The 26,956-nt window shown below is 52.1% G+C and carries 23 protein-coding genes, 1 tRNA gene and 1 rRNA gene; 11 read left to right on the forward strand and 14 right to left on the reverse strand.

Annotated features, from left to right (window positions below; all coding sequences use genetic code 11):
• Nucleotides 1-13 precede the first annotated feature (13 nt).
• Complete coding sequence (locus tag ABD931_RS21250) at nucleotides 14-355, reverse strand: tRNA-binding protein (RefSeq protein WP_345269962.1); 342 nt, start codon at nucleotides 353-355, stop codon at nucleotides 14-16.
• A 2-nt stretch (nucleotides 356-357) separates the two neighbouring features.
• Nucleotides 358-2,064 carry a PA14 domain-containing protein gene (locus ABD931_RS21255; protein WP_345269963.1) on the reverse strand — a complete coding sequence of 569 codons (1,707 nt, stop codon included), beginning with the start codon at nucleotides 2,062-2,064 and terminating at the stop codon, nucleotides 358-360.
• Between the two features lie 168 nt (nucleotides 2,065-2,232).
• On the opposite strand from ABD931_RS21255, the gene ABD931_RS21260 reads away from it, so the two are divergent.
• Complete coding sequence (locus ABD931_RS21260) at nucleotides 2,233-3,612, forward strand: PQQ-dependent sugar dehydrogenase (protein ID WP_345269964.1); 1,380 nt, start codon at nucleotides 2,233-2,235, stop codon at nucleotides 3,610-3,612.
• Nucleotides 3,613-3,692: 80 nt separating this feature from the next.
• Here ABD931_RS21260 and ABD931_RS21265 read toward each other — a convergent pair whose 3' ends face one another.
• The 3 genes from ABD931_RS21265 to ABD931_RS21275 form a co-directional block, all read right to left on the reverse strand.
• Nucleotides 3,693-4,196: a D-Ala-D-Ala carboxypeptidase family metallohydrolase gene (locus ABD931_RS21265; protein WP_345269965.1), complete on the reverse strand. Its 504-nt coding sequence runs from the start codon at nucleotides 4,194-4,196 to the stop codon at nucleotides 3,693-3,695.
• A gap of 354 nt (nucleotides 4,197-4,550) precedes the next feature.
• Nucleotides 4,551-5,315 carry a creatininase family protein gene (locus ABD931_RS21270; RefSeq protein WP_345269966.1) on the reverse strand — a complete coding sequence of 255 codons (765 nt, stop codon included), beginning with the start codon at nucleotides 5,313-5,315 and terminating at the stop codon, nucleotides 4,551-4,553.
• Nucleotides 5,316-5,391: 76 nt separating this feature from the next.
• Nucleotides 5,392-5,973 (reverse strand): hypothetical protein, encoded by a 582-nt coding sequence (locus ABD931_RS21275; protein ID WP_345269967.1) that lies wholly within the window; start codon nucleotides 5,971-5,973, stop codon nucleotides 5,392-5,394.
• A gap of 474 nt (nucleotides 5,974-6,447) precedes the next feature.
• On the opposite strand from ABD931_RS21275, the gene ABD931_RS21280 reads away from it, so the two are divergent.
• From ABD931_RS21280 to ABD931_RS21295, 4 genes are all read left to right on the forward strand, one after another.
• Nucleotides 6,448-8,916 carry a PAS domain S-box protein gene (locus tag ABD931_RS21280; protein ID WP_345269969.1) on the forward strand — a complete coding sequence of 823 codons (2,469 nt, stop codon included), beginning with the start codon at nucleotides 6,448-6,450 and terminating at the stop codon, nucleotides 8,914-8,916.
• 425 nt (nucleotides 8,917-9,341) lie between these two features.
• Nucleotides 9,342-10,400, forward strand: coding sequence for a sensor histidine kinase (locus ABD931_RS21285; protein WP_345269970.1), 1,059 nt, complete (start codon nucleotides 9,342-9,344; stop codon nucleotides 10,398-10,400).
• The gene (locus tag ABD931_RS21290) at nucleotides 10,397-11,482 is read left to right on the forward strand and encodes a sensor histidine kinase (protein ID WP_345269971.1); all 1,086 of its coding nucleotides are present in this window, start codon (nucleotides 10,397-10,399) and stop codon (nucleotides 11,480-11,482) included. Before ABD931_RS21285 ends, ABD931_RS21290 begins: the two co-directional genes overlap by 4 nt.
• Nucleotides 11,483-11,502: 20 nt before the next feature.
• The gene (locus ABD931_RS21295; protein WP_345269972.1) at nucleotides 11,503-12,258 is read left to right on the forward strand and encodes a LytR/AlgR family response regulator transcription factor; all 756 of its coding nucleotides are present in this window, start codon (nucleotides 11,503-11,505) and stop codon (nucleotides 12,256-12,258) included.
• A gap of 8 nt (nucleotides 12,259-12,266) precedes the next feature.
• On the opposite strand, the gene ABD931_RS21300 is transcribed toward ABD931_RS21295, so the two are convergent.
• The 3 genes from ABD931_RS21300 to ABD931_RS21310 are packed head-to-tail and all read right to left on the reverse strand — an operon-like array spanning nucleotide 12,267 to nucleotide 15,589.
• Entirely contained in the window at nucleotides 12,267-13,262 is a 996-nt protein-coding gene (locus ABD931_RS21300) for a Kelch repeat-containing protein (protein ID WP_345269973.1), read from the reverse strand.
• Nucleotides 13,262-14,230, reverse strand: coding sequence for a Kelch repeat-containing protein (locus ABD931_RS21305; protein WP_345269974.1), 969 nt, complete (start codon nucleotides 14,228-14,230; stop codon nucleotides 13,262-13,264). The genes ABD931_RS21300 and ABD931_RS21305 overlap by 1 nt, the downstream gene beginning before the upstream one ends.
• Before the next feature lie 39 nt (nucleotides 14,231-14,269).
• A complete protein-coding gene (locus ABD931_RS21310; RefSeq protein ID WP_345269976.1) occupies nucleotides 14,270-15,589 on the reverse strand; it encodes a type IX secretion system plug protein in 1,320 nt (439 codons plus the stop codon).
• 106 nt (nucleotides 15,590-15,695) lie between these two features.
• Here ABD931_RS21310 and ABD931_RS21315 point away from each other — a divergent pair, with 106 nt between their 5' ends.
• The 3 genes from ABD931_RS21315 (at nucleotide 15,696) to ABD931_RS21325 (ending at nucleotide 18,437) form a co-directional block, all read left to right on the forward strand.
• Nucleotides 15,696-16,478, forward strand: a complete 783-nt coding sequence (locus ABD931_RS21315) for a DUF3667 domain-containing protein (RefSeq protein WP_345269977.1) — start codon at nucleotides 15,696-15,698, stop codon at nucleotides 16,476-16,478.
• A gap of 33 nt (nucleotides 16,479-16,511) precedes the next feature.
• Complete coding sequence (locus ABD931_RS21320) at nucleotides 16,512-17,426, forward strand: bestrophin family protein (RefSeq protein ID WP_345269978.1); 915 nt, start codon at nucleotides 16,512-16,514, stop codon at nucleotides 17,424-17,426.
• An 81-nt stretch (nucleotides 17,427-17,507) separates the two neighbouring features.
• Nucleotides 17,508-18,437: an EamA family transporter gene (locus tag ABD931_RS21325; protein WP_345269979.1), complete on the forward strand. Its 930-nt coding sequence runs from the start codon at nucleotides 17,508-17,510 to the stop codon at nucleotides 18,435-18,437.
• An 8-nt stretch (nucleotides 18,438-18,445) separates the two neighbouring features.
• Here ABD931_RS21325 and ABD931_RS21330 read toward each other — a convergent pair whose 3' ends face one another.
• Nucleotides 18,446-20,398, reverse strand: a complete 1,953-nt coding sequence (locus ABD931_RS21330) for an ABC-F family ATP-binding cassette domain-containing protein (protein WP_345269980.1) — start codon at nucleotides 20,396-20,398, stop codon at nucleotides 18,446-18,448.
• A gap of 151 nt (nucleotides 20,399-20,549) precedes the next feature.
• Here ABD931_RS21330 and ABD931_RS21335 point away from each other — a divergent pair.
• Together ABD931_RS21335 and ABD931_RS21340 are read left to right on the forward strand one after the other, a co-directional pair.
• Nucleotides 20,550-20,622 (forward strand) — tRNA-Thr (locus ABD931_RS21335).
• A gap of 229 nt (nucleotides 20,623-20,851) precedes the next feature.
• Nucleotides 20,852-21,478 (forward strand): hypothetical protein, encoded by a 627-nt coding sequence (locus tag ABD931_RS21340; RefSeq protein WP_345269981.1) that lies wholly within the window; start codon nucleotides 20,852-20,854, stop codon nucleotides 21,476-21,478.
• 201 nt (nucleotides 21,479-21,679) lie between these two features.
• Here the strand turns inward: ABD931_RS21340 and ABD931_RS21345 are convergent, their stop codons facing one another.
• The 3 genes from ABD931_RS21345 to ABD931_RS21355 all read right to left on the reverse strand — a co-directional run bounded on the left by ABD931_RS21345 (nucleotide 21,680) and on the right by ABD931_RS21355 (nucleotide 24,219).
• The gene (locus ABD931_RS21345; protein WP_345269982.1) at nucleotides 21,680-21,886 is read right to left on the reverse strand and encodes a TetR/AcrR family transcriptional regulator; all 207 of its coding nucleotides are present in this window, start codon (nucleotides 21,884-21,886) and stop codon (nucleotides 21,680-21,682) included.
• A 309-nt stretch (nucleotides 21,887-22,195) separates the two neighbouring features.
• Nucleotides 22,196-23,053: a prephenate dehydrogenase gene (locus ABD931_RS21350; RefSeq protein WP_345269983.1), complete on the reverse strand. Its 858-nt coding sequence runs from the start codon at nucleotides 23,051-23,053 to the stop codon at nucleotides 22,196-22,198.
• Nucleotides 23,054-23,064: 11 nt separating this feature from the next.
• Nucleotides 23,065-24,219: a pyridoxal phosphate-dependent aminotransferase gene (locus ABD931_RS21355; protein ID WP_345269985.1), complete on the reverse strand. Its 1,155-nt coding sequence runs from the start codon at nucleotides 24,217-24,219 to the stop codon at nucleotides 23,065-23,067.
• Nucleotides 24,220-24,467: 248 nt separating this feature from the next.
• Between ABD931_RS21355 and ABD931_RS21360 the strand changes: the two genes are divergently transcribed.
• The gene (locus tag ABD931_RS21360; RefSeq protein WP_345269986.1) at nucleotides 24,468-25,325 is read left to right on the forward strand and encodes an SDR family NAD(P)-dependent oxidoreductase; all 858 of its coding nucleotides are present in this window, start codon (nucleotides 24,468-24,470) and stop codon (nucleotides 25,323-25,325) included.
• 70 nt (nucleotides 25,326-25,395) lie between these two features.
• On the opposite strand, the gene ABD931_RS21365 is transcribed toward ABD931_RS21360, so the two are convergent.
• Together ABD931_RS21365 and rrf are read right to left on the reverse strand one after the other, a co-directional pair.
• Entirely contained in the window at nucleotides 25,396-26,727 is a 1,332-nt protein-coding gene (locus tag ABD931_RS21365; protein WP_345269987.1) for a Gfo/Idh/MocA family oxidoreductase, read from the reverse strand.
• 129 nt (nucleotides 26,728-26,856) lie between these two features.
• Nucleotides 26,857-26,956: ribosomal RNA gene (rrf, locus tag ABD931_RS29390) — 5S ribosomal RNA — on the reverse strand; the annotation flags it as partial.

Genomic DNA, 26,956 nt, shown 5'->3' on the forward strand with positions numbered 1-26,956 from the left:
TTGTCGTTACAAATTAGGCAATTCGTATTCCGTTGGCGGCAGGCCGTTCGGTTTGCAGCAAGGTGACGGTGCCATCCTCGGCGACCGCTCCCAGTACCAGGCATTCGCTTTGAAACCCGGCGATGCGCTTGGGCGGGAAGTTCACCACCGCTACGATCTGCATGCCAATCAGTTGTTCAGGTTGATACAGTCTGGTTAGTTGCGCCGATGACCGCCGGATGCCTTTCGGTCCAAAATCAATGGTGAGTTTATAAGCAGGTTTCCGGGCCTGAGGAAATTCCTCCGCCTGCAGGATTGTACCCGTCAGGATCTCAACCCTCTCGAAGTCTGCCCACTCAATCGGCTGATCGTTCATTGTTAAAACAGGATGGAGTATTGTACCGAACCGGCTCCATTCTTCATCGCCACCGGCAGCAGCAGTTCCTGCTTACCTCCGCTTTGCCGAACGCGTGGTTTCGCTTTCGGGTCCAGACGCACATAATAGGTGCGGTCATTAATTGCGTACACCCCTTTGCCAAGATCTTCAACAGAAGATCCGGCCGCAATGCGGCAGTAGACCGGTGCGGTAGCACTACCCGTCAGGTTCAGCGTCCGCGTCAACGCACCACCCTCGGGACGAATGGCATCGGTCACGGTTAGGCCTGCCAGCGAGTATTCCATCGTGGGCATACCCTGTTTGTCAATAGTTAGCCCCTGGTATTTTAGCACGTTGTCGCCGAGGCTGTCGGGCCAGGCAGCCTGCTCGTTGTTCAGCACCATCAGGGGCAATTGGCCAGGCAGGTATACCGTGGTGCCTATCGGCTCCAGCAGTTGCGGCTCACCGCGTTCGTACCACATTTCGGTCACATCGGCAAAGTCGCCCTTCCAGGCCTGAATGAGAGCCATCTGGTTGAGATCTACGGTATAATGTACACCTGCGGGCGTACCCACCGACAGGCTATGCGTCCGCTTCATCTTCTCGCCGGGCAGTTGGACAAACGAGCGAATCAGTTCCGGCTTAGCGGCCGCCTGCACCGTAATGGCTCCGACGGGGTCAGGCTCCGGTAATGACGTGAGGGTATGCAGCGGCTGCGGGCGCGTGTCGGCTTTAGAGACAAACAAACCCAGACCCGGCCGGGGCCACGAGCGGGTAAACATCACCTGCACATCGTGCGTACCGGCCGTCAGCGGCACTCGTACGGTTTTGCTGCTGCCGAGGTACTGCCGCTCGTCGCTGGTCGGGATCAGCGGCTTACCGTCAATCCACAGACCAGCCACTCCTCCGGCTTGCAGATCCAACTGGTACGTTTCATTCTCAGCAACGTTCAGTTTACCGGTATACAAAACCACGTAGCGATTGCCGGGGAGGCCATATGCCACTTCGTAGCTCAGCATGGCGGTCGTATCTTCTTTCAGAACTTTACGGCGGGCCAGCTCATCGCGGCTAAAAATTTCTCCTTCGTAAATGGTGTACTTGATCGGACCCACCCAGCGAGCCACTTCTTTATTGGTCAAGGCCCGATAGCCCAGGTTGCGGATAGCCGCCGACCCGCTCTGCACGGCCAGCGCCACGGGGCCAACCGCCCGGCTGTTGCGGGGCAGCACCAGCCCTTCCTGCAGGGTCACGCCGTTCAGGGCCAGTTTCTCGAGCATGGCTGGGCGGTTGCCCACCGGCGCCCGGTAGCGCAGCTCCACGGTCTGCCACAGGCCGGGCGCTTTGCTGGTTTTCGAGTCATTGAGGCTAACAGAATAGCCATCGGATAAGGTCAGTTGGGCATCGGCCCCGGCGGTCATCAGCACCTCCATCTGTATGGCAAAATCACCGGCCGGGCTTACCAGCATCAGCGGCTGCCCCGGTGTGCCAACCAGCAGGTTGCTACCGCTCTGGATCTTCAGGTTGGGTTGATCGGGGCCGGTAGTGAGCGAACCGGCCCGCTGCCAGTTACCGGGTATATTCGCAATCTGGCCAAGCGCAATCTTGGGCAGCGCTTCGCCGGACGTCTGCGCTAAGGCCACCGGACTCATCATCCATCCGGCTCCGGCTAACGCCAGGCTATAGCGAAGCAATCGTGGGAATTTAGACATAAATAGTATCAGGATTTAACAAAGGGTCATCAGCAATCGTATGCTTTAATTGCACGCGCTGGAGTAATTGTCAAAATTACGCATTTCTGTCTTCACCAGCGAGATTTTCAACTTTCATCTGTAACAGATACTTTTAGGGTAAAGTCCGCTAACCCGTCAATTTACCCCATGAGAACCCTACTTTTGCTGTCGGCAACCACCCTGGTGCTAACCGGCACACTGCTGTCGAACAAGCCCCGCCCAACGGGCAACCACCCGATAAGTCTCGCGGCTCCTAAACCAGACCCTAACAACGGGGGTATTAAGCTCCCCGCCGGTTTTGGAGCCTTAACCGTAGTTGATTCGCTTGGTGCCCGCGCCCGTCATATTGTGGTCGATAACACCGGAACCATTTTCGTTAAACAGGATGGCGGCCGGGTCCGGAGCCAGAATATTGGCATTATGCAGCTCCGGGATACCAATAACGACGGCAAAGCCGACGATATTAAAGGCTTCGGCAACTTTCCGGGTACGGGCATCGGCATTTACAACGGCTATCTTTACGCATCGTCCGACACATCAGTGTATCGCTACCGGTTAACGAATGGGATGATAGCCGAAGGCACGCAACCCGAACCTATTGTGGTGGGTCTGGCCCTCCAGCGTGGTCACTCGGCCAAATCCCTGGCCATCTCGCCCGATGGCCGGCTGTTTGTCAACTTTGGCGCACCGTCCAACGCCTGTCAGGAAAAAGACCGTGCGCCCGGCTCCAAAGGGCAGGATCCCTGCCCGCTGCTGGAAGAATACGCCGGTATCTGGCAGTTCGACGCCAACAAACTGAACCAACGGAAGGCCGACGGCAAACGGTACGCTACGGGTATACGCAACGCCGTAGCGCTGAGGTGGAACACAACCAATAATACGCTGTATGCCCTACAGCACGGTCGGGATAACCTCTTCCAGAACTGGGGAGAGATGTATACTGCCGAGCAGAGTGCAGAATTACCTTCGGAGGAGTTTCTGATGGTGAAAGAAGGCGCTGACTTTGGCTGGCCGTACTGCTACTACGATCATTTTCAGAGCAAAAAAGTGCTGGCTCCGGAGTACGGTGGCAACGGCACCAGCCAGGGCCGCTGCGAAGGCAAAGAAAAGCCCATTATGGCATTCCCCGGCCACTGGGCACCCAACGATGTGCTGTTCTACACCGGTAGCACCGGGGCCGCGAACGGCTTTCCGGCCCGGTACAAAAATGGTGCCTTTATCTGCTTCCACGGCTCCTGGAACCGCGCCCCGCTGAAGCAGGGTGGGTACTTTGTGGCTTTTGTTCCGTTCGGCAACGACGGCCGCCCATCCGGTAAGTACGAAGTGTTTGCCGAAGGCTTTGCCGGTGTGCCCGAGATGGCCGCACCCGGTCAAAGCGGCCCCAACGCCGGCAAACTCGACCTGGCTGGCCCCGGCGACGCCAAACACCGCCCCATGGGCTTGGCGCAGGGGCCGGACGGCTCGCTTTACATTACTGATTCGGTAAAAGGCACGGTATACCGGGTCATGTACACGGCAAAGCGGTAAAGGGCCAGGATTATACCTGTTACGTAAAAACCCTCTATCTGGCAGGAAGCGCCGGATGGAGCGCGATCATAAAAAACTTCTTAAATAACAACCGGCATCATGCCCGCCGGAGTGTATTTTACCTGTCCATTGCCCAGCCTTCTGGCTAAGAGCGCTTCATGGCGTGGACTGGGACTCCAGGAAACATGTACCCATCGATCAAACTCCTGAATCACCTGATCATACGGCAACTGAGTCGCCCGAATCCGGAAGAACAGCTTATCTGTACTATCCTTAAGTGACTCGGCCATATTGGCGTGTAGCAGCCGGATGTCAGCGGCCTGCCCAACCATATGCTGACTGGTCTTTGATCCTTTTATTTCCTTGTTTAATCGTTCACAACGATACCCACTGTTAATCCGTATAGGAACCCCCAGTGTCATTCGAAGTGGCTCCAGTACAAATACGCAAAGTTGCCTGAGGTTTTCAATGACCGCCATGGGAGGCTCAAATTGTTCATCAAATCCAAACCGGGTAGCGGTTTCGCTATCAAGCATTTCATACAACGAAAAATGCAGAGATAAAACCTGATTAGGAACGGGCATAGCCTTTGGGGTTTAGGGTTGAACAAGACCTTGACTAGTAGAAATTTACGATTTCTCTCTAGCCCTTTTCACAACTTTTTAGTAACTGGTAGCAGATTTTGCGCATTGGCCGGTAAAAACTAAAAAGCCACTCCTCAAAATGGGGGTGGCTTCTCCTATTGTTTTCTTAACCTATACTTCGTTCTATGATGTGGATAGTGCCCTACAGCAGGCTGCCTATTCTAACGCACAGACAATGCCAAAACAAATATACGTTGATTATCAGCAGGTTATTTTTGGTTAATGTCCAGAATCGGACAAGTGGACATAAAGTCTGTCCTGTGGCGGACATGTAGACCAGAATATAATTCCGGTCTACTCATACAAATCTCCGGTATCCACCTTTGCCAGTTCCACAAAAAAGCCGGCTATTTTCTGCGTAACGGCGTTAAAGTACCGGCGGCCTTTTTCGGCGGTGGCCTGTTTGGGGTTGCCGATACCGGTGTCAGCCGTTACCTGCGACCATTTACGCTCGGCCCAGGCCCAGCCCTCGCGGAAAGCGGTGACTTTCCATTTTTTGGCGCTGCCGTCACCGGCTTCGTCGAGAGGCAGCACCAGATCGGGGCGGAGGTGGAGGAGCAGGCTGGTTTCCATTTCGTCGGCATGGTCGCCTTTGAACTCGTCGAAGTACTCGGCCTTGTTCAGGGTCTGGAACCAGGAGCAGGTACTGAGCAGCATGTTCGGATACTTTACGCCCAATTCCCGGATCATGGTTTTGAAGTCATTGCCACCGTGGCTGTTGAGGATCACCAGTTTGCGAATGCCCTGCCGGTCGAGAACTTCAATAATATCGTTCAGGATGGCTCGCTGGGTACTGGGGTACAGGTTTATATCGAGCAGAATATCCGTCTGGCCGGTATTGACCCCAAACGGAATGGTGGGCAGCACCATCACTTTAGCTCCCTGCTCCCACGCCAGCCGGGCCGCTTCGGCCGCGATGTGGTCGGCCTCAATCACGTCGGTGGCGTAAGGCATGTGGTAATTATGGGCTTCGGTGGCCCCCCAGGGCAGAATAACCAGGTCGATGGGGGACTGCTGAATGTGTTTCCAGTTGGTTTCGGCAAGAATGTAGGGGCGCATATGTAGTTTGAGGTTTGTAGTTTAAAGTTTGAAGTTGGCTCCGCCAGTTTAAACTACAAACTACGAACTACAAACCTTAAACTTCAAACGGCACTTTCTGCTCGGCTACGCGCGGGGCCGGTTGGCTGGTGCGTATCATATACCCCATTAGAGTCCACATGATGGCGGAGTACAGACCGACCGCGTACATAACCAGCATGGACTTACCGATGATGTAGAACAGGGCCAGCGCAGAAAACGGCAACCATAAACCTACCAGTAACGGTACATAGCGACGCCAGCCGGACAGACGGCCGGCCGCTAAGGTGGCCATGCCCACAAAGAACATCATCAGGTTGCTACCGGGCCAGAACATATCCAGAAAATTGTAGAGCGGAGTACGGGCATGTGGTTGAATAATTTCGTATATATTCCAGCCGTTAGCCAACACCAGGGTGCTCATTAACACCAGCAAAATTGCTTTACCGAAGCGAGAGGTACCAGTCGCCCGGAGCCGGTACAAGCCATAGGCACTGCACAGCCAGGCGGAGATATACACTAGACCGAAGAAACCTCCCGACGACGAATGTACATAGTTTTCGGGGTTGCCGTCGGGGTTGTGGAGGTAGATGTCAATCAGCAGAAACGGAGCGCCGACTATACCTAGCGTTCCAAGCATACGGTTGTTCATACGGCGAAAAGGGTTGAGCACGGTTAAGTTCAATTAAAGCTACAAAATGTCTGATGATTAGCCAATTACCCTTTGCTGATTTCGCTGAATATTTCTACCGTCGACTTGTACGCAGGCAGGTTACATCGAGTCCCTGTATGGTTAACAACTCCAATCAGAAACCACCTACTAGTACGGATCGGAGCCGGCTGCCTCCGTACTGATTACGCCAATGACTTCTCAACATCTGGTTCAACTACCCAAAGCGTTGATTAGCCGGGAGACTCCGCGGTGATGCGCGGTCGCCCAGCGAAATGCATTAATGGGAGGGTGTCCTGGTCACGACGTCGGACTGGGGAACCGCACGGCAACGTCACACGGTCCGTTGGATAAAAGAAGCCTAAAATGCGAACTGCGCTGATTTGGATGTGCTATAGTTATTGTAGATTTGAGCATAATACTCTCTACGAAAATTAGTTTGCTTTGCGCACCAAAACCGTATTTGAACTACTTTACGAAGCCAGTAAAGTAATTACTTCTGAAATTGAGCTTCAAAGCGTTGTTCAAAAAGTTACCGATATTGCTACCGAACTGACTGGTGCCCAATTTGGTGCCTTCTTCTACAATGTTACCAACCAGGACGGGGAGTCCTTCGTACTTTACACCATTTCGGGGGTAGCCAAGGAAGCTTTTTCCAAGTTTCCCATGCCCCGCAACACCAAGATTTTTGAGCCTACGTTTAGCGCCACCGGCACGGTGCGGTACGATGATGTTACCCAACAGCCCCACTACGGACAGAACCATCCGCACCAGGGGATGCCCAGGGGACATTTGCCTGTAAGGAGCTATCTGGCCGTGCCGGTCGTCTCGCCCTTTACCAAAGAAGCCATTGGCGGCCTGTTCTTTGGGCATCCCGAACCCGGCCTGTTTACGGAAGAATCAGAGAAGTTAGCGGAGGGCATTGCCCTGCAGGCGGCCATTGCGATTACCAATGCCCGATTGTTCGAGGAAAAACGATATAGTGAAGCAAGACTGAAAGAACAGCGGGAGCAGTACAAGAGCATCTTCAATGCCATCACCGATTCGGCCATTATCTATGATGAAGACGGCACCATTGTGGAGGCTAACCCAACGGCCAGTCAGCTTTACGGCTACAAACACGAGGACTTAATCGGGCTAAATGCCAGCCTGTTTTTTAAAACCCCGGAAGATTTCCTGGCTTTAAAGGAGATCGCTTTATCGGGCAGAGAATACGACGGGGTACATGAGCGGATAAGGCAGGATGGACGTCTGATCTGGGTGGAGTTTAAAGGCATACGGTTTATTTATAAAGACAAGCCTCATGTACTTTCCGTTTCCAGAGAAGCATCACGACAAGAACGAACCAAAGCAGCCACGCAAACCGAAGAATCGCTGGCCCACATCATCACCAGTGTGTCGCCGGTTACGCTGTGGATGACGGACCGCCAGGGGCAAATCATCTACATCAATCAGACCTGGTTAGACTGGGTAGGGGGCAGCCTGACAGTACATCTGGGAGAGGGGTGGTTGACGGCTGTTCTGCCTGAAGACCGAGACCGGACGCGGAAGACGTTTGACCAGGGCTTTCATAGCCGCAGGCTGTTGGCAATCGAGTTCCGCATCCGGCGCAAGAATGGGGAGATCCGCTGGTGTTTATCTCATGGCAGTCCCTACTATAACCAGGATGGGAGCTTTGGGGGCTATGTTGGTTCCATTTCCGATACCACTGAACGAAAAGCAGCCGAACAAAAGCTGGCCAGCCAGAATACGCTGATCAATACCATCACCAATAATGCCCAGCAGGCTTTATTTCTGATGAATGACCAGCAGGTTTGCACCTACATGAACCCGGCGGCCGAACAGATGACCGGTTTCAGGATGGAAGAAGTGCGGGAAAAGCCGCTCCACTATTACATTCATCACACCCATCCGGACGGACGTCACTTTCCGATCGAAGACTGCCTGATAGACCGGGCCCTACCCACAAAAGCTCAAACCAAAGGGGAGGAGGTTTTCATTCATAAAGATGGCCACTTCTATCCTGTAGCCTTCACCGCAAGCCCCATTGTGGAAAATGGCGTACCCATTGGCACCGTGATTGAAGTTAGGGACACAACTGAAGAAAAACGCATTGCAGAAGCGTTGCGAAGCAAGGAAAAGCAGGTCCTGCTCATGCTGGAGCAAAAAGTAGGTGAGCGCACCCGGGAGTTGGAACAAAAAAACAAAGAGCTCGAACAGTTTGCCTATGTATCGCACCATGACCTGAAGGAGCCTATCCGCAAGATTATGCTGTTTAGTGAGCTGATAAAGGCCGATAGCTATCAGTACCTGACAGAAGCCTCCCGGCACCGACTGGACCGGGTCATTGATGCGGCTCAGCGGATGAGTACAGCCCTGAAGGATATTCTGGACTATGCCAGCCTGGCCAAAGCCGAATCGTTTACCCCGGTAGACCTCAACGATGTCCTGAAAGCCGTCGAGCAGGATCTGGAGCTGGTAATAGCCGAAAAGCAGGCTACGCTATCCATCGGCTGGTTGCCCACGATTCAGGCTGTCCCCCATCAGATGCACCAGTTATTTTACAACCTGCTCAACAATGCGCTCAAATTTGCCAAACCCCAACTGCCACCGGTGGTAACCATGACCAGTCAGCTTCTTTCCTGGGAGCAGATAGATCAGCGGGATGGACTGGATAGCCGCCGACGGTATTGGCAGATTACGGTAGCCGATAACGGCATTGGCTTCTCCCAGGAGAATGCCGAAAAAATCTTTGTGCTTTTCCAGCGGCTGCATACCCGCAAAGCGTATACAGGCACGGGCATCGGCCTGGCACTGGCCAAAAAAGTGGTGCTGAATCACGGAGGAACGATCTGGGCGGAAGGCAAGGAAGAGGAAGGTGCCTGTTTCAGGGTGCTGTTGCCGACTGAGTGACAGATTAACCGGATTATAGCGCCATGAGGAAATTACCGTCTGGATGGTTGGTCACAGTCGCGACGCGCGGACCAGCACCGGTACGAGTGGTGCTGGGCTTATATTCAGATCTGGTTTTCTCCAACCTTAGGCCGGAAGGGCCTATCAGCATTTACGAGGCAGCCTCAACGCCCAAATCACGGCAGTATTATGCTGCTGTTCGCGTTTATCGGCATACCGCTGGAGGCTCTTTACACCATATTCCGCTTCTGGACGTTCCGGGGTAAGGGTAAGGTGAAGCTGGATGAGACCAGTTATTAGCGCAAAAGCACGTTCATCGGCCGAAATCCGTCATTCGGTGAGCTTTTTTTGATGCCTTGGCGAAATAAGGCGAATTTTAAGATGCCGTTGTGCCGCCTGGACAGGATACGACGTGTCATGTTGACATGAGGACGCTGAAATTCCCCAACTACATCCGCTATCTCTTCATTACACCACCCCTATTTATGGCGGTGTTGTACGTGACCATCTACATGAACACCGGTTACTGGCGGTTCGGGCTGGTGGTTAACCGGCGCTTGTGGGAAGAGGTGTGGATGTTTCTGCTGGAGTCCTATATCATTCTGGTCGGCATTGATACGCTAATCCCCTATTTCAACAAGCGCTTTGCGCCACACCCCAACCACTGGAAACGGTACGCTCAGGAAATTGCCGTATTGCTGGTAACTGGTTTGGCGCTGGTCAACTTCGTGCATTGGGCTTTTGAAACGTTTATTGTCGTGCCCGAAGCGGATGTGGCTTACCTTCAGTTGAAGCTTCGGCAATCGAAAGTTATTATTTTGACTACCCTGCTGATTACCTACGCGTTTCTGAGCGGACTGAATAGTTTCCGGCTGATGCAGCGGGCGAGGCAGAAGGCCATCCGGCTGCAAAAAGAGTTTGTGCAGGTGCAATTCGAAACGCTCAAAAATCAGCTTAACCCGCATTTTCTGTTCAACAGCCTGAGTGTACTGTCATCGCTGGTCCATATCGACCCGGACCTGTCGGAGCAGTTTATTGAGAAGTTATCAAAGGCCTACCGGTATTTTCTGGAGCAGCGCGAAAAAGAAACCGTACCGCTCCAGACCGAACTGGATTTTGCCGAAACGATTGCATTTCTGTTTACGGTCCGCTTCCCCAAAAAGCTGATTATCGACATCGAGCAGCCAGCTATTACGGCGAATGATACCATTCCTCCGCTAGCTACCTTTCTGCTCATCGAACACGCCATTACGCACAGTGTTATGTCGGCCCAGAAGCCGCTGAAAATCCGGCTATTTACAAACGGAGACCATACGCTGCATATCGAACACCCCTGGCAGCCGCGGCCCAACGAAATGCCGGTGTCGGATATAGCGCTGCAAAGTCTGTCGGAGCGCTACCAGTACCTAACCGACCGCACGCCTTTTATCGGCCTGGTAAACGATATGTACGTGGCCCAACTTCCATTACTGCAATCGGCATGAAGTATCTGAAACAATCGCTGGGGCTGAATCTTCGGCTGTTTGCCTATATGGCGCTGGTGCTCGGCTTACTGTTTCCGACACTGCTGTATTACATGAATGCCAGCTACGGCTCGTTCAACTGTCCGGACTGCCTGCTGAAAGACATTGGGGTAGCCATGCTGAACATCTTTATTGCCGGGCTCCTCATCTACAGCCTTATTCACATCATGAACCGCCTAATGGGCCGATACAAACATAGGTGGTACCGGTACGTATTGGAAACCATTATTGTGGCTGTCATCATCCTTGGCAACTTTTACATCCAGTACAACTGGCTGTTTGGCATTTACACGTTTCAGGCGAACCCGAATCCTTTTTTTGAGAGCCTTCATTACCGCCAATACCAGATAATGAGTACGCTGGCCGGTATCCTGGTCTACACCTTTCTGGCGACGGTCAACTTTACCGAGCAGATGCAGGAGACACAAAATGAAGCCATACGTATTCAGAAGGAATTTGCCCAGACGCGGCTGCAGGCGCTGAAAAATCAGGTGAATCCCCATTTTCTGTTTAACAGTCTGAGCGTGCTGTCGTCGCTGGTGCATATTGATGCCGATTTGTCGGAGCAGTTTATTGAGCAGCTATCCAAAGCGTACCGCTATATTCTGGAGCAGAAGGACAAGGAAGTGGTTACCCTTCGGACGGAGCTGGATTTTGTGAAATCCTATATTTTCCTGCTGAAGATCCGGTTCGAGAACAAGTTCGACGTGCGCTTCAACGTCCCGGCCGACCTGATGAATACGTATCTGCCTCCGCTGACGCTGCAACTGCTGGTGGAGAATGCGGTGAAGCACAACCAGATGTCGGTGGATAAGCCGTTGATTATCGACATACATACCCAGCCGGACCAGTATCTGGTGGTCAGCAATACCATTCGCGCCCGTACACTGGATGAGAAATCAACGGGTATCGGTTTGCCGAATATCCGGAGCCGCTACAGCTACCTGACCAGCCTGCCTATCAGCGCCGGTACTGAAGGCGATGAGTACGTCGTCCGTATTCCGCTGCTGGCCGAAACCGCCCTTAAACCCATTGAAGCCTAACCTAAACACACACGGCATCCATGAACGTACTGATTATTGAAGACGAAAACCTCACCGCCAAACGTCTCGAAAGCCTCATCAAACGCTATGACGCCAGTATTCAGGTGCTGGAGCAGATTTCGTCGGTGAGCGAGGCTGTGCAGTGGCTGAAAACCCATACCGCCCCCGACCTGATCTTCATGGATATTCACCTGGAAGACGACCTGGCTTTCCGGATTTTTGAGCAGGTATCGCTGACCACCCCGGTGATTTTCACCACGGCGTTTGACGAATATATGATTAAGGCCTTCAAGGTCAACAGCATCGATTATCTGCTAAAGCCAGTCAACTTCGACGAACTCTCGGCAGCCATCAACAAGTTCAAGTCGCTGAAGAGCCAGTACAACCAGGTGGATATGGATACGCTGCTGACGCTGCTGGGCAAGAAGGAGCAGGAGTACAAAACGCGGTTTATGATCACCGTCGGTACCCGCATCCGCACCGTCGATGCAGCCGATATTGCCTACTTCTTTTCGGAGGAAAAAATCACGTTTCTGGTCACCAAAGACAACCAGCGCCTGCCCATCGATTTCAGCCTCGACAAGCTAACGACGATGATGAACCCGGATGATTTCTTCCGGGTGAACCGCCAGTTTCTGGTTCGCCTGCCGGCCATCAAAAACATTCATACCTATTCCAAAGGCAAGCTCAAGCTAGACCTCCAGCCGGTTTCGTCGGAGGAGGTTTTTGTAAGTATGGATAAGGTGACGGATTTTAAGGAGTGGCTTGGGAAGTGATGAAGCCACTACTTCATCACTTCCATGGAGTTCAGCTCCGGACTGCCGCCCTGGTTGCCTGTTCCAGCCACGATATAGACGTTATTCTTGTAAATGATTGCCTGCGTGGCATGCCGGCCGATTTGCATCGGTGCCCAGGTCTCCCACTTCAGCGTTTTGGTGTCTAACACTTCGGTCTGGTTGTGGGCCTTTTTTTGCCGGTCGCTCTCTCCGCCGATTACCAGAATTTTATTGCCGTAAGGGATAGAGGTACTGCCGGCGCGTCGGGTAGGAATGGTATCCGCTTCGGGAAGCGTCATCCATGTCTGGTTCTTGAAGTCGTACACATCCACCGCGCTCACCGTCTGGTTGATTACCTTGCCGGTTTTGGCCGAAGTCAGGCGACCGCCGGCAATATAGGCTTTGTCGCCGTGCACAGCCGCCTGAAAATGATCGCGGGCGTGGGGTGCATCGGGCAGCTTTGTCCAGGAGTTTTTGGCCGGGTCGTACTCGTCCACCCAGCTTACATGACCATCAAAATGCCCGTCGATGATGCCGCAGAACAGGTAAATTTTGTTCCGGTACGCAGCCACCCCCGCCGAGCCCCGGCGACGGTCTTCCGGAATATCCGCTCCCTTACGCCATTCGTCTTTTTTCGGATTATAGATGTAAAGGGCCGGAATGGGTATTTCGTGGGGATAATTGCCCATGAAGGCACCGGCTACGTAGATTTCGCCGTTGTGTTCCACCGCCTGAAAGTGGTGCATCTCTACGGGTACCACCGCCCGCTTCTCCCACAGGTTCTTTTTTGGGTCGTAGGCTTCCACCGGTTTGATGGTGCGGCCACCGACCAGGTAGAACAGATCGCCCACGCGGGCAAAGGCATTTTCGGTGCGCTTCTGGGGTTCATTCTGCGCCTGCACTACCTCCCATTGTTTACCGTTACCGGGGGTATTCTGGGCCACTACAATATGCCCGGCAATGATTGATACCGCAATCAGCGTAACTGGTTTTATTGATGGCATTATTTCAAGACCTCCATTGTGTTTAGTTCGGGACCACCGCCCTGGTTCTCGGAGCCGGCAGCGATAAAGACGTTGTTTTTGTAAACGATGGCCTGCGTGCCATGACGGCCCATCTGCAACGGCGCCCACTTTTCCCACTTCAGCGTTTTGGTATCCAGCGCTTCCACCTGGTTATGCGCCTTCTTCTGCGGGCTTTCGCCACCGATCACCAGAATCTTGTTTTCGTAGGGAATAGACGTGCTGCCCGCCCGCTGCGTAGGTATGTTCTCGTCTTCCGGCAGGGTCATCCACTTCCGGGTTTTAAAATCATACACGTCTACGGCGCTGACCGTCAGGTTCAGCACCTGCCCGATTTTGGCAGACGATAGCCGCCCACCGGCAATGTACGCTTTGTCGCCCTGAATAGCCGCCTGAAAGTGATCGCGCGGGTGCGGAGCGTCGGGCAGGTTGGTCCAGGTATTTTTGGCCGGATCGTATTCGTCTACCCAGCTTACATGACCATCAAAATGCCCATCGATGATGCCGCAGAACAGGTAAATTTTATTCTTATATGTGGCTACTCCCGCCGAACCGCGACGCCGGTCGGCCGGAATCTCGGCTCCCTGCCGCCACTCGTCTTTTTTGGGGTTGTAGATGTAAATGGTCGGGATGGGCTTTTCATGGGGATATCCGCCGGTGAACGCGCCGGCTACGTAGATTTCGCCGTTGTGTTCCACCGCCTGAAAATGGTGCATCTCCAGCGGCCCCATGGCCCGCTTCTCCCACTGATTCGTTTTGGGGTTGTAGGCGTCGACGGGCTTGACACCCCGGCCACCGACGAGGTAAAACTGGTCACCCACGCGGACAAAGGCGTTTTCGTGCCGTTTTTCGGGTAAGGTTTTCGGCTCAACAGTCTCCCACTGTCGATTCTGGGCATATGCCACGGTGCCGAAAGAAAGGCTTAAGGTTAGTAGAAGGTAAGGTTTCATAAAGTCTGTACTCAAAAGCACCCATGAACCTGCATTCTACTATTTCCGCTTGTTGTAGCCAATCTTGCGGTACCCTATCAACTGGTCGGCGCGGGCACCGGGCGGCCGGTTATACACAAAGATTTCGTAGTCGTTTTCGGTGGCGGAGTAGTTGCCTTCGATTAGGGTTTCGTTGCCCTCGGCCTGAGCCATACCGGTATGAGCAATGGGCGGTTTAATACCGGTGACCGAATAGTTGTAGTTGTACACCCCCTGTTTCAGCAGAACAGACGCCTGATAGGCCCGCTGGGCAGCATTGTAGGTCATGCGGTTGCGGTCGTTCAGCAGCCAGAGGTTAAAGGCCCCGTTGACATACACCTCGGCATTAGGTATCTCATCCATTTTCAGGGTAAAAATAGTTTCGATGTAATCCGCTGTCGTAGCCCCACTGCGCGTTTCCCGCTGATCTATGACGTATTGCCCGTTAAAATCATCGCTCTGGAGGTACACGCCCCGGCTACGCGGCTGGTCGACCATGATATAGGCAATGTTGTGATCGGGCCGGCGCTCAATGTGGGCGACAAAGTTGGCCAGCGACAAAACTGTACGGATGTCAAAGAAGCGGTACTCGTTGCCACCCGGAAAGGTATTACTCAAATCAACCAGCCGGTACTCGAGGATGTTGTCGAAAACGCGGACGTTAGTCGGCTTCAGGCCCCGGACCACCCGGTCGTCGCGGTAGTTCTGCCGGATTACCACCCGGAAATCATCCTGGGGAGAGATGACCTGATAGCCTTTGTAATCAATGGTAAACTCAATCTGCTGATCGCTGAACTGCCGCTCCACCTCCGTCGAAAACCGGATGTTGGCCGCGATAGCCACCCGGCTGACGTACGTTCTGAACCGCCGGGTGAAGATGATGTTACGCGGGTTACGCTCATCGTATACTACCAGCAGATAATTACCCGGCAGCTTTACTTTGGGTACCTGAAACCGGTAGTGGTAATACGGCACTTTGGTATTGATCGACACCTGGTATTCCGTAATGGGATAGTCATTGTACTCATAGGTAAACTCAATATCGTTCAGTGCCGACCGCTGCCAATCGGTGTTACAGTGCAGGAATTTGGCGCGAAACGTACGGTAGTTGGCCGTCAGGTCGTCAAATTCCAGCAGCAGCGGCACCCCTTCGTCCTGCGGAATCACCGAGGGGTTCAGCATCTGGGCCGGATTATCCGGATTACCCCCCACCACCGGATACAACAGCACCGTTCGGATCTGCGGGTCATATATGTAGTCAATAGTTCGGATTTCCTGGGCCGATACCGACTGGCACAGCAACAACGTGACGAAAAGAGGAAGGGCTCGATACAGAATCATTAGAAGTTGCACCGGATACGGCGGTTTATTTTCATAGTTATTTAACGACGATACTCATCGGGAGTTATGAAAATTAGTAAAATTGGTGCAGTTTCCTGTACCAGCCATGCAAACTTGCTCAAATTGTACCGCATCACTTGATCCCTCGTTTCACTACTGCCCAACCTGCGGACAAAACGCCCACGTCCACCGTTTTACGCTGCCGCACATCTTTCATGAGGTGTTTCACGCCCTCACGCATGCCGATAAAGGAGTTCTCTACCTGATTAAGGAACTATCCCTCCGGCCGGGTTTGGTAGCCCGTGAATACATCCTTGAAGGCAAGCGGAAGCAGTATTTTAATCCGTTTACGTTCCTGGTGCTGGTCCTGGGATTGAGCATAATCATGAATTCTCTGTTTCACCCCTACTCCCGAACAACTCAACCAACCAGGACAAACACGACACAACAAACGCTGTCTCCACAGGAACAAAAACGAAACGCCGTGAGCCAACGCCGGCGCATGTTTCAGAGCTTTGTAGAAAAGCGGGCCAATATTATCGCATTTGTAGCAATACCCCTATTTGCCTTTATTTTCTGGCTGTGCTTTATCCGGTCCGGCATCGCCTATGCCGAACATCTGGTAGCCAGCGTGTTTTTTCTGGGGTTCTGCTTCCTGATCACAGCTCTGGTTATTACTCCTCTCACGGCTTTTCTGCCGCCGGGGCGCTGGCACTCGTCCGCGCAGTTACTGCTTCAGTTTATCTACATCGCCATTGGCTACTTCCAGTTTATGGGTCCGCGCCGACCCCTTTTCCTTCTCAAAACCAGCTTTGTTACGCTTCTGGCTTTAGCCTTTTGGATAGGTTTTTCAGGCACCCTGGTCTATATATACTTGGTTTATGGTTAAAACATAGATTACCATTCTCAACATTCGTTTACCATGGTTCGCTACAACCCCAAAGACTGGGTCCATTTTATTTTCAATTTCCATCGGGCCGATACCATTCGCAAATTATTTCCGCTGCTGGTTGCCATGACGGTGTACTCGCTGGCAATTGCCGTTTTTATTATTGACGTCTGGCAACTGCACGACAGCTCCGACCTGCGAAACATTTCGATCATGCACTCGCTACTGGGTTTTGTGATTTCGACATTGCTGGTCTTCCGCACCAATACCGCTTACGACCGCTGGTACGAAGGCCGCAAACAATGGGGGTCACTGGTCAACAACAGCCGGAATCTGGCCTTGAAAATGCATCAGATGCTGGACAGTCATCATACTGAAGCCCGCGATTTCTTTCAGATCATGATTCCTAATTTCTCCGCATCGCTCAAAAACCACCTTCGCAACCAGTTTATCGAGAAAGACTTCATCGAATGCGCCACATTCCAGCTTGCCCATCTTAACCAGAAAGAACATGTGCCCCAGCAGATCGCGTCGGCGCTATTCGGCAAAGCTTACGCCCTGGAGCGCGAAGGGATTTTGCGGCCGGAACACCTGCTGGTCGTAAATCCGGAAATTCAGTCGCTGATGGACATCTGCGGAGCCTGCGAGCGCATTCGGAATACGCCTATTCCTTTTTCTTACAGCTCGTTTTTGAAGAAATTTGTTACCCTCTACTGCCTTACCCTGCCGCTGGGCTACGTTTTTAACCTGCACTATCTGGTAGTACCTTTTGTGGTGTTTGTCTTTTATGTGCTAGCCAGTCTGGAAGTAATTGCAGAGGAAATTGAAGATCCCTTCGGCACCGACGCCAACGACCTGCCCACCGATCAGCTAGCAGTGGTGATCCGCAACACCGTGTATCAGGTATTTGGCCAGGCTATCCAGACGGTCAATGTCAAGACTGGCTAACTTCCGCTTATAGCTTAAGCGGCAAATTGCTTATTTTAGGGTACCAGAAGCATTATTTGCTTCGCTTAACCTGTTTTGTCCGTGTCTATTACCAAAACTATACCGAAACCGGCAGTTGGCCCCTCTACCCTGTCGCTGTTTCTGGCGTTTGCCGCTGTGTACCTCATCTGGGGTTCAACATACCTGTTTGTGCGGTTTGCTACCGAAACGCTGCCGCCTTTTCTGCTGGCAAGCACCCGATACCTGATTGCCGGCTCGCTGATCTTTGTTTACGCCATCCGGCAAGGTGCCCGGCCCATCACCCGGCACGATATCCTGGCGGCAATTCCAACGGGTTTTCTATTGATTTTAATCGGCAATGGAGGGGTTACCTGGGCGCTGCAATATGTACCATCGGGGCTGACGGCCATTCTGATTGCCACCGAACCCCTCTGGGTGGTGCTGCTGGCCTGGGTTTGGTACGGCAAGGCCCACAAACCGAACGCAATGGTATTGGCCGGTATGATTATCGGTTTTCTGGGCATGATTTACCTGATCTATGCGAGGGGTGCTTCCGTACAGGGAGAGACAAATTTGCCGGCGGTGCTGGTCATCCTGCTCAGCTCGGTTGCCTGGGCGGTGGGGTCGCTGCTGGTCGCCAATACGCCCGGCCGCAACACCCCCGCCATGAATCTGGCCCTGCAAATGCTGGCGGGGGGTGTTATGCTCCTGATGATGGGAACGCTGGCCGGCGACTGGGCGGCCGTTGATGTCCAGCAGGTATCGGCCAAATCGTTTTTGTCGTACCTCTTTCTGGTTTTCTTCGGGACACTGGTCGCTTACACGGCCTACAACTGGCTGTTGCGGTCGGTATCACCTTCGCTGGCGGCTACGCACGCCTATGTTAACCCCGTGGTTGCCGTGCTACTAGGCTGGGCGTTTGCCGATGAGCGGCTCTCGTGGCAGACGCTGCTGGCATCGGGTATCATTGTAGCCTCCGTAGTGCTGGTGATAAGCAGGGAGAAAGACTGACAAAACGCTTACGCCAGTTTTTTCTCCCACTCCTCCACTTCCAGCATGGCATTTTCCCAGGTTTCCTGAAGCTGGGTCAACTGTTTGGTCACGCGGCTGTACTCGTCGCTTTTGGTCTGGAGTTTCTTTGAATCGGCAATAACATCCGTCTTCGACAGCTCGGCTTCAAGCTGCTTCTTCTGCCGCTCCAGACTGGTAATCTGCTGCTCAGCTTCTTCGGCCTGCTGGTTGGCTTTTTTCAAGGCCTTCTGCCACTCCCGGCGCTCGCTGTCTGTGACAGTCGAGACTGGGGGCTTTGGACTATCCGCTTTTTTAGCTTTAGCTTCTGCCGGTTCGCCGGACCGCCCCTCCCCCTTGATCTCTGCGGCACGCTCCTGCATCCACCATTCGTACTCATCATAGGTACCGGGGTATTCCTTGATCTCATGGTCTTCGATGTACCAGATCTTGTTGGCAATCTGCGACACAAAATACCGGTCGTGCGATACCACCACGTAGGTACCCTCATACTGGTCAAGTGCCTGAATCAGGATGTTGACCGACTGCATATCGAGGTGGTTGGTGGGTTCATCCAGCAGCAGGAAGTTGGCCTGTGAGAGCAGTACCTTCGCCAGGGCCACGCGGGACTTTTCCCCTCCCGACAGCACTTTAATTTTCTTGAACACGTCATCGCCCGAGAACAGGAAACAACCCAACACGCCCCGCAACTCCCCTTCTGTTTTGGTTGGGTTGGCGTGTTTAAGTTCTTCGAGCATAGTGTCATCGACGTTCAGCGACTCCAGCTGATGCTGCGCGTAGAAGCTAAACAGCACATTATGCCCAAGCCGCCGTTCGCCCTGAATTGGCTCGTTACCGGCAATGATGCGCAGCAGCGTAGACTTACCACGACCGTTGGCTCCAATCAGGGCTACCTTATCACCGCGCTCCAGCCGGGCGGTGGTATTCTTCAAAATTACCTTCTCGCCATATGCCTTGGATATATGGTCGAGGTGCAGAATATGCCGGCCCGGCTGCTGGGAGAAGTTGAAGCGGAAGTTGACGCGGGCATTTTCGTCGATAACGGCATCAACCAGTTCCATTTTCTCCAGCATTTTTACCCGACTCTGCGCCTGCTTGGCTTTCGTAGCCTTGGCCTTAAATCGTTCGATAAAACGCTCGGTTTGCCGGATTTTGGCCTGCTGGTTTTCGTACGCCCCCTGCTGGATTTCGTTACGCAGGGCTTTTTCTTCGACGTAATAGGAGTAGTTACCGGCATAGTAGTTCAGCTTTGCACCGGACACCTCCACAATGGTATCCACCACGTTATCGATGAACTCTCGGTCGTGAGAAACCACAATCACGGCTCCTTCGTAGTTCTGGATGTATTTTTCCACCCACTGGATCGACGGTAAGTCGAGGTGGTTGGTCGGCTCATCGAGCATCAGGAGAGACGGGCGTTGCAGGAGCAGTTTGGCCAGGATCACGCGCATCCGCCAGCCCCCGGAGAACTGCCGCAGGGGTTTGTGCAGGTCGTCGGTCGAGAAGCCCAGACCTTCCAGTATCTCTTCCGCCCTGGACTGAATGCTGTAGCCGTCGAGGGCCGCAAATTCGTCCTGCACCTTTCCCAGCTTGTCGACCAGTTCGTCGCGGTAGTTCACTTCCATCTCGTGCAGCAGCTCATCGATACGCTTTTGCAGCACATTCTGCCGCTCAAAGGCCTGCATGGCTACCGACAGAATAGAATCGTCGGTCTGGTACGAGAGTAAGTCCTGGTTGAGGAAACCGATGGAGCAATCCCCGGCTTTAGATATATTTCCGCCATCGGGCTGGTATTCACCAATGATGAGTCGGAGCAGCGTTGACTTACCGGTACCGTTTAATCCGATAAGGCCAATTTTCTGATTCGGTTTGATGTGCAGGGAGGCATTTTCGTACAATGCCCGGCTGCCGAGGTAATACGACAGGTTATTAATGGAAATCATACCACAAATTTACCAAATCCTGTCTGTATCCTTGCACATTTTAGGGCTGAGAGTTTATATTTGCAACCGCTACTCGGTTAGCAGTTGGCACTCTCCAGTTGGCACGCTTAAATGATGCTTACTGTATAGTTGCTCACTGCCGACTAACCAAGCCTCCTTAGCTCAGTTGGTAGAGCGACGCATTCGTAATGCGTAGGTCGCAGGTTCGAGTCCCGTAGGAGGCTCATTTCCTAGCTGAATTCATGATGAATTCAGCTTTTTTCGTTTAGCTTGATCCCGTCTTCTTTTTGTTCAACGCCATTCAATAAAATATATAGGTTCAACCATTAGTTTTTTAGAATAATTTCCGTTTGTTTGCAACTAATTGTTACCATATAATCGCAAATAGGACATATAACGCTTGCTACTGAGACATGTAAAACCTTTAATGTAGAACTAAATCCCGCTAACCCTATGAAAGCTTTACTTTACGTACTTCTGTTATCATCGTTTTGCTTCAGTGCCCAGCGCCCACCCAAAGTTGATGGTTTAGGCAAGTTTAGACCCGGCATTACTACTGTCGGCGTTATCGACGACCTCGCCAGAGAGTTAAATGTTCAGGTGGTAGAACAAAAAAAGTACCTCAAAGAATCAGATTTTGAGAAAGGTAAAATTTACAAAGTTTTATACGATCCGAATGAGGAAAAAAAGCCAAATCGTGCCAGTAAATGCACTCAATCAGAGGTTTACCGGCTGGGTGATTACACATTCTCAGGTGTAGAACTTAAAGATGCTTACCTTACCTTTTACAAAAAGGTACTGGTGGCAATAGAATGTAAGATTCCTGCCGACATTCTGGAGGCTATGCCTAACCGGTATGGAACGCCTGAAAGCAAAAAAGAAGAACGGGAGATTGAGTGCTCAAACGGCGGCAACAGGAGTAGAGAAAACTTTTATATCTATACGTGGCGAGACGGCGACATCGAAGCAGAAAGCGTTATTGTCCCTTACTACGACAATGATTGTAAACGAGATTTCGTCAGAACCTTTACTGTAAAAGCGGCAAAAGAACATTCGGCTTATATAGATTGCGGTAAATAAGCGGCCAGAAACAAACGCCCGTATCGAATACCAGAGCCGTATTCCGAGGCTACTGCCAATCGGTCGTTCAGGTTTTAGTGTAACCATTGGATTTACCATCCATCTGCCAGCGCAGCAGGCCCTGCTCGGTTAGCATCGGTACCAGCAGGGCCTCAAAGATTCCCAGAATAATACGCTTAGTATCTCCTCATCAGGTCCTTCCTAAAGGACATCTGCACTGGATAACCAGAAATCACCGACAATCAGCAGCTGCTCAATAAAGTGACCATCCTGCCCAGGGTATAACTCAGGTCGCAGCACATCCTGTTTTCTTAACTGCTTCAATAGCTGCCGGAATATTTCCCGTCGACGCTGCATCAATTCCTGGTGTTGTTTACGAACCGTAGGGTTGGTGAAACAGCTTTTCATAAAACCTATGGCTTTGGTATGGTTTCTGTTCATCGGGGTAAACTACAGAACCTACTGCCGGACACCCTGCCTTCTGAGCAAATTCATACGAATAAACGCCTGAGCAGCGTTACCGATACCGGGCTACGAAGCCCTTTGCAAAGTCAAAGCAGACAAAGTGGTGCTCACCTCACGAAACATTGGCCGGGCTGTAAACCTGCCGGGCTGGCTCAAGCCACTGGTCTTTGCGACCATGCGGGCTGTACCAGCTTCCGTATCAGCGCAGCACTTCGATGAAATTTTTAGTGTTGACTACCTAAAGGCTATCAACTACTTTTTCTCGATCCCATCCAGCACCCGTCGGATGATATTGGCCCGGTTCATAAAGTCAAGCGAAGTCGTAATATCCTGCTGGTCTATCACTTCTTTAAAGCGCTGTAAGAACTCGATATAATCGGCCAGCGCCTGCGAAACATTCGTGCGGTTCTGATTGAAAATAGGAGCCCACATCTGCGGGGAGCTTTTCGCCAACCGTACCGTTGAACTGAAGCCGGTACTGGCCATATCGAAAATAGCTTTTTCGTCTTTTTCCTTTTCCAGAACGGTCAGGCCCAGCGCAAACGCGCTAATGTGGCTGAGGTGCGACACATACGCCAAATGCAGATCGTGTTCCTTGGGTGTCATATAAAAGACCTTCATGCCAATGTCGCGGAACAGAGCTTCTACCAGCTTCAGGCTATCGGGATTGCTCTTTTCCCGGTCGCAGATAATCAGATTTTTGCCAGGCAGCAGTTCTTTAAAGGCCGCTCCCGGACCGGAGTTTTCTGTACCGGCCATAGGATGCACGGGCACAAATTGCGCCCGTTTGGGGTGTTGATCCGCTACCTCGCAGATTAACCCCTTGGTCGACCCCAGATCGATCACCGTTGCGCCGGCCGGCAGCAGTTCAAGCACCCTGGGCAGCAGATCTATGATTGTGTTAACGGGCGTGGCCAGCACCACCAGCGTACTAACCGGAACGGCCTCCTCCAGCGGCAGCATTTCATCAACCAGTCCTTTTGCCAATGCCAGCTCTCCATGAACACGGGAGGCATCAACGCCAATAAACGTAACTTTCGGGTATTTTTCGCGCACGGCCAGGGCAAACGAGCCACCCAGCAGACCAACACCGATAATTGAGATTGTCATAACCAAGGTTTTTACGTCAGACGTCCTACAGCAGCTTCTATCCGCTCCTTAGGCATGCAGAGCGATACACGGATGTAGCGGTTTCCTTTGGGACCAAAAATAAAGCCGGGGGCAATAAAGATGTGCTTATTGTAGAGCAGATCGTCTACCAGGGCTTCGGCTGATTCGATATAGTCCGGCAGTTTGGCCCAGATAAACATACCTTCCTGATCGGTTGAGTACGTGCAGCCTAACGCATCCAGAAATGCATGCACAGCATCCAGCCGCTCGTGGTACACCGCATTCCGCTGCCGGTGCCACTCGTCCGGATTACCCAGAGCCTCGGCAGCCGCCTGCTGCAGGGGCAAAAACATACCGGAATCGACGTTACTCTTAATACTCAGTACCGCATCGATATATGGTTTTGCCGCCATCATCCAGCCAATGCGCCAGCCTGCCATATTGTGCGACTTGCTCAGGGAGTTCATCTCAATAGCTACCTCCTTAGCCCCATCAATAGACAGCAAACTGATTGGCGGCCGCTGGTTCAGTATCAGACTGTACGGGTTATCGTGGCAAAGCAGCACATTATGTTCATGGGCAAACCGAACGGCCTGCTCAAAGAGGCTGCGCGTTGCGGGGGCACCCGTCGGCATATGCGGATAATTCAGCCAGATGATTCTCGTGCGGTCGTTTACCTGATCGGCTATCATTTGCCAATCGGGTTGCCAGCCCTGATGTTCCAGCAAGGTATATTCCTGCACGTTGGCACCTACCATGCGGCTCACCGCCCGGTAGGCCGGGTAACCCAGTTCCGGCACCAGCACGCCGTCGCCCTCATTCAGGAACGTTAGGGAGATATGCGTTATCCCCTCTTTGGAGCCTATTAAAGGCAATATTTCTGCTTCCGGATTGAGCTGTACACCGTAGGTATGGGCATAAAAGCGGGCAATAGCCGCCCGCAGCGCCGGAATACCCTTATATGACTGATAGCCATGCGAGCCGGGCTGCTGCGCCGATGCGATAAGCCCCTGAATGGTATTCTCCGAGGGCATCATATCAGGGTTACCGATGCCGATATTGATAATGTCATGACCGGCGGCCTGGAGTTTGCGCACTTCGGCCAGCTTTACCGAAAAATAGTACTCCTGCGTCTGTCCGGCGCGATGGGCAAGGGGTATAATCACTGTCTGATTCTGTGCAAAATTGAAACAATAGTCAGCGTGTCAATGAGATGAAGTGGTAGCGGACTGCAAAAGTACTAATTTCAGAGAGGTAATTGAGCAACCACCGCAAAGTCGTATCCGCAACGCAGGTACCACCTATGATCGTATAAAAAAGAATTGGCCCGGATGATAACAGAATCACAAAAAGAGTCTATCGAATCTTAGTTTTGTTTAAATTTGTGTATAACTCACTAAAATGCTGTATGCCTATGGAGACGTATACCGAAAAAATTATTTTCATTACAGGGGCAGCATCGGGAATAGGTCGTGAACTGGCCTGTCAATTAGCGGAAAAGGGAGCGGTTGTGGTGGCAACGGACATCAACGGAGCAGCGGTTGAGGCCGTGGCCGATGAGATTCAAAAGCAAGGCGGTAATGTTGTCTCATACCAACTCGACGTTACCGATTACCAGGCTGTCAAGACGCTGATTCGCTATATAATCAGCCGCTACGGACAGTTGGATTATGCTTTCTGCAATGCAGGTATCAGCGTCGGGGGCGAAGTGCGTGACGTGCCTATGCCCGACTGGCATAAAGTGCTGGCGGTAAACCTGAACGGCGTTATTCATACGGCAACAGAAGCCTACAAAGTGATGGTAAAGCAGGGCTTTGGCCATGTAGTCACTACAGCCTCACTGGCGGGGTTGGTCTACCAACCGACCCTGATTCCGTACGTTACTACGAAGCACGCGGTGGTAGCCTTCTCCCGCAGCCTCCGGCTCGAAGGCAAGGCATTAGGTGTAAAGGTATCGGCTTTCTGCCCCGGTTTTATCGCTACCAACATTTACGAATCCTCGCTGATGTCGGGTAGTACCATAGATGAGGCAATGAAGCTAAATCCATTTAAGCTGGTAGCGGTAGAGGATGCCGTACAAATGTTACTGAAAGGGGTAGCAGCGAATAAAGAATTGATCCTGCTGCCATTCTATAGCCACGCACTATCCTGGCTTACTAAGCACGCCTATCCGCTTATACGGCCGCTGATGCTGACGAACTTAACCCGGTATCGGCAACTACGGAAAGTGCCTGTAGAGGCAGAGGAGCCTGTCGACGCATCAACAACGTAAACAGACATTCATAAAAGCAAAAGCCCACCTCTTTATAGACCAGAGGTGGGCTTTTTACAAAGTATTCATATTAAATCTTAGGCAGCTTCCAGGAGCCATAGTAATTAGCCTGTACCAGTTCATTTGCTTTCGTGTCATCAACAATAGCCCCTTTTGCCTTATCCCAAAAAACTTTACGTCCGGTTCGGTAGGAAATATTACTCAAATGGGCGTTGATGGCCACATCCCGCCCAATCTCAACCGGACAGTTTGGCCGCTGCCGGGAGCGAACACATTCCAGGAAGTTCAGAGTATGATTATCCAGGTCCTGACCATTACTCCGCTGGACCGGTATTGCCTGGGTCAGGTACTTGCCGCCTTCTGTTTCCGGTAGCACTTCCCATTTACTCCGGTCTATTACCACCGTGCCTAAATTACCGATGAACGCCACGCCGTGTTCCCGATCGTAGGGTCCCCGGCCCGTTCCTAACGATTGCTCCCACAGCATAGTAAAGTCACCAAAGTCATAGACCGCCTGCATCGTATCAGGCGTTTCGCTGGCATGGTCCGGAAAGCCGAGCTTTCCACCCATTGCCATCACTGATTTTGGCGTAGAAACATTCATACCAGCCAGGACCATATCGATCATGTGGGCCCCCCAGTCGGTCATCAGGCCACCAGCATAATCCCAGAAGTACCGAAAGCTTCCGTGAAAACGATTTCGGTTAAATGGCCGCTTTGGTGCCGGACCCAGCCACATATCATAATCAACGCCCGCTGGCACAGGCTCATCCGGACGAACCGGAAACGTCTTTCCGTACGGCATAAAAGCCCAGGTTTTTGTTGACCGAACCTTCCCAATATAACCCTCCCTTACATAATCCAGCGCTGCTTTCCAGTGCGGACCACTGCGTTGCCATTGCCCTACCTGCACAATTCGTTTATGTTTCTGGGCGGCCGCCACCATCAGATTACATTCCTCAATCTTGTTGGCTAAGGGCTTTTCCACATAAATATCTTTCCCCGCTTCACAGGCATAAACCGTCATGAGACAGTGCCAATGATCCGGCGTTCCAATTATAACGGCATCTATATCTTTGTTCTCCAGCAACTTCCGGAAGTCACTATAGAGAACCGGCTTAGTACCGGTTGATTTCTCCAACTCAGCAGCCCGCTTATTGAGTACATTGCTATCTATATCACACAAGGCCAAACACTGGACATTCGAATGCCTGAGCATGGAATTGAGGTTATGCCAACCCATATTGTTACAGCCGATTAAGGCCACGGAAACTGTATCGGCAGCAGATTGAATTGAAGGTGCGGTAGCAAATAAAACGGTAGCCGGTAAAGCTGTAGATAAACCGGCTCCAGTCGCTAATTGAGTTGTTTGCTGTAAAAACTGCCTGCGGGAAGTAGCCATAGAGGTAAGGAATTTTCAACGTTTAGGAATCTTGTACTAAAATAGCGCCTAAAATTAATTCCAAACACAAAGCGGCTAAAAACGCCAAAAGCCGATCTTGTGGGTCGGCTTTGTCTGGCTTGATAGTTGAGGTGGCAGCTACCTACTCTCCCACCGGTGAAGGCAGTACCATCGGCGTTACGGGGCTTAACGGCTCTGTTCGATATGGTAAGAGGTGTCCACCCGCACT

Origin of the sequence: Nibrella viscosa (assembly GCF_039541875.1) — a bacterium.
GTDB lineage: Bacteria > Bacteroidota > Bacteroidia > Cytophagales > Spirosomataceae > Nibrella > Nibrella viscosa.

Excerpts from the sequence above, each read along its gene's own strand:
- ABD931_RS21360 (WP_345269986.1), top strand. The coding sequence starts at position 24,468 with ATGGAGACGTATACCGAAAAAATTATTTTCATTACAGGGGCAGCATCG.
- ABD931_RS21260 (WP_345269964.1), top strand. The coding sequence starts at position 2,233 with ATGAGAACCCTACTTTTGCTGTCGGCAACCACCCTGGTGCTAACCGGC.
- ABD931_RS21330 (WP_345269980.1), bottom strand. The coding sequence starts at position 20,398 with ATGATTTCCATTAATAACCTGTCGTATTACCTCGGCAGCCGGGCATTG.
- ABD931_RS21270 (WP_345269966.1), bottom strand. The coding sequence starts at position 5,315 with ATGCGCCCCTACATTCTTGCCGAAACCAACTGGAAACACATTCAGCAG.
- ABD931_RS21285 (WP_345269970.1), top strand. The coding sequence starts at position 9,342 with ATGAGGACGCTGAAATTCCCCAACTACATCCGCTATCTCTTCATTACA.
- ABD931_RS21315 (WP_345269977.1), top strand. The coding sequence starts at position 15,696 with ATGCAAACTTGCTCAAATTGTACCGCATCACTTGATCCCTCGTTTCAC.
- ABD931_RS21305 (WP_345269974.1), bottom strand. The coding sequence starts at position 14,230 with ATGAAACCTTACCTTCTACTAACCTTAAGCCTTTCTTTCGGCACCGTG.
- ABD931_RS21310 (WP_345269976.1), bottom strand. The coding sequence starts at position 15,589 with ATGATTCTGTATCGAGCCCTTCCTCTTTTCGTCACGTTGTTGCTGTGC.
- ABD931_RS21365 (WP_345269987.1), bottom strand. The coding sequence starts at position 26,727 with ATGGCTACTTCCCGCAGGCAGTTTTTACAGCAAACAACTCAATTAGCG.
- ABD931_RS21345 (WP_345269982.1), bottom strand. The coding sequence starts at position 21,886 with ATGAAAAGCTGTTTCACCAACCCTACGGTTCGTAAACAACACCAGGAA.
- ABD931_RS21290 (WP_345269971.1), top strand. The coding sequence starts at position 10,397 with ATGAAGTATCTGAAACAATCGCTGGGGCTGAATCTTCGGCTGTTTGCC.
- ABD931_RS21255 (WP_345269963.1), bottom strand. The coding sequence starts at position 2,064 with ATGTCTAAATTCCCACGATTGCTTCGCTATAGCCTGGCGTTAGCCGGA.
- ABD931_RS21320 (WP_345269978.1), top strand. The coding sequence starts at position 16,512 with ATGGTTCGCTACAACCCCAAAGACTGGGTCCATTTTATTTTCAATTTC.
- ABD931_RS21350 (WP_345269983.1), bottom strand. The coding sequence starts at position 23,053 with ATGACAATCTCAATTATCGGTGTTGGTCTGCTGGGTGGCTCGTTTGCC.
- ABD931_RS21275 (WP_345269967.1), bottom strand. The coding sequence starts at position 5,973 with ATGCTTGGAACGCTAGGTATAGTCGGCGCTCCGTTTCTGCTGATTGAC.
- ABD931_RS21265 (WP_345269965.1), bottom strand. The coding sequence starts at position 4,196 with ATGCCCGTTCCTAATCAGGTTTTATCTCTGCATTTTTCGTTGTATGAA.
- ABD931_RS21250 (WP_345269962.1), bottom strand. The coding sequence starts at position 355 with ATGAACGATCAGCCGATTGAGTGGGCAGACTTCGAGAGGGTTGAGATC.
- ABD931_RS21340 (WP_345269981.1), top strand. The coding sequence starts at position 20,852 with ATGAAAGCTTTACTTTACGTACTTCTGTTATCATCGTTTTGCTTCAGT.
- ABD931_RS21300 (WP_345269973.1), bottom strand. The coding sequence starts at position 13,262 with ATGCCATCAATAAAACCAGTTACGCTGATTGCGGTATCAATCATTGCC.
- ABD931_RS21295 (WP_345269972.1), top strand. The coding sequence starts at position 11,503 with ATGAACGTACTGATTATTGAAGACGAAAACCTCACCGCCAAACGTCTC.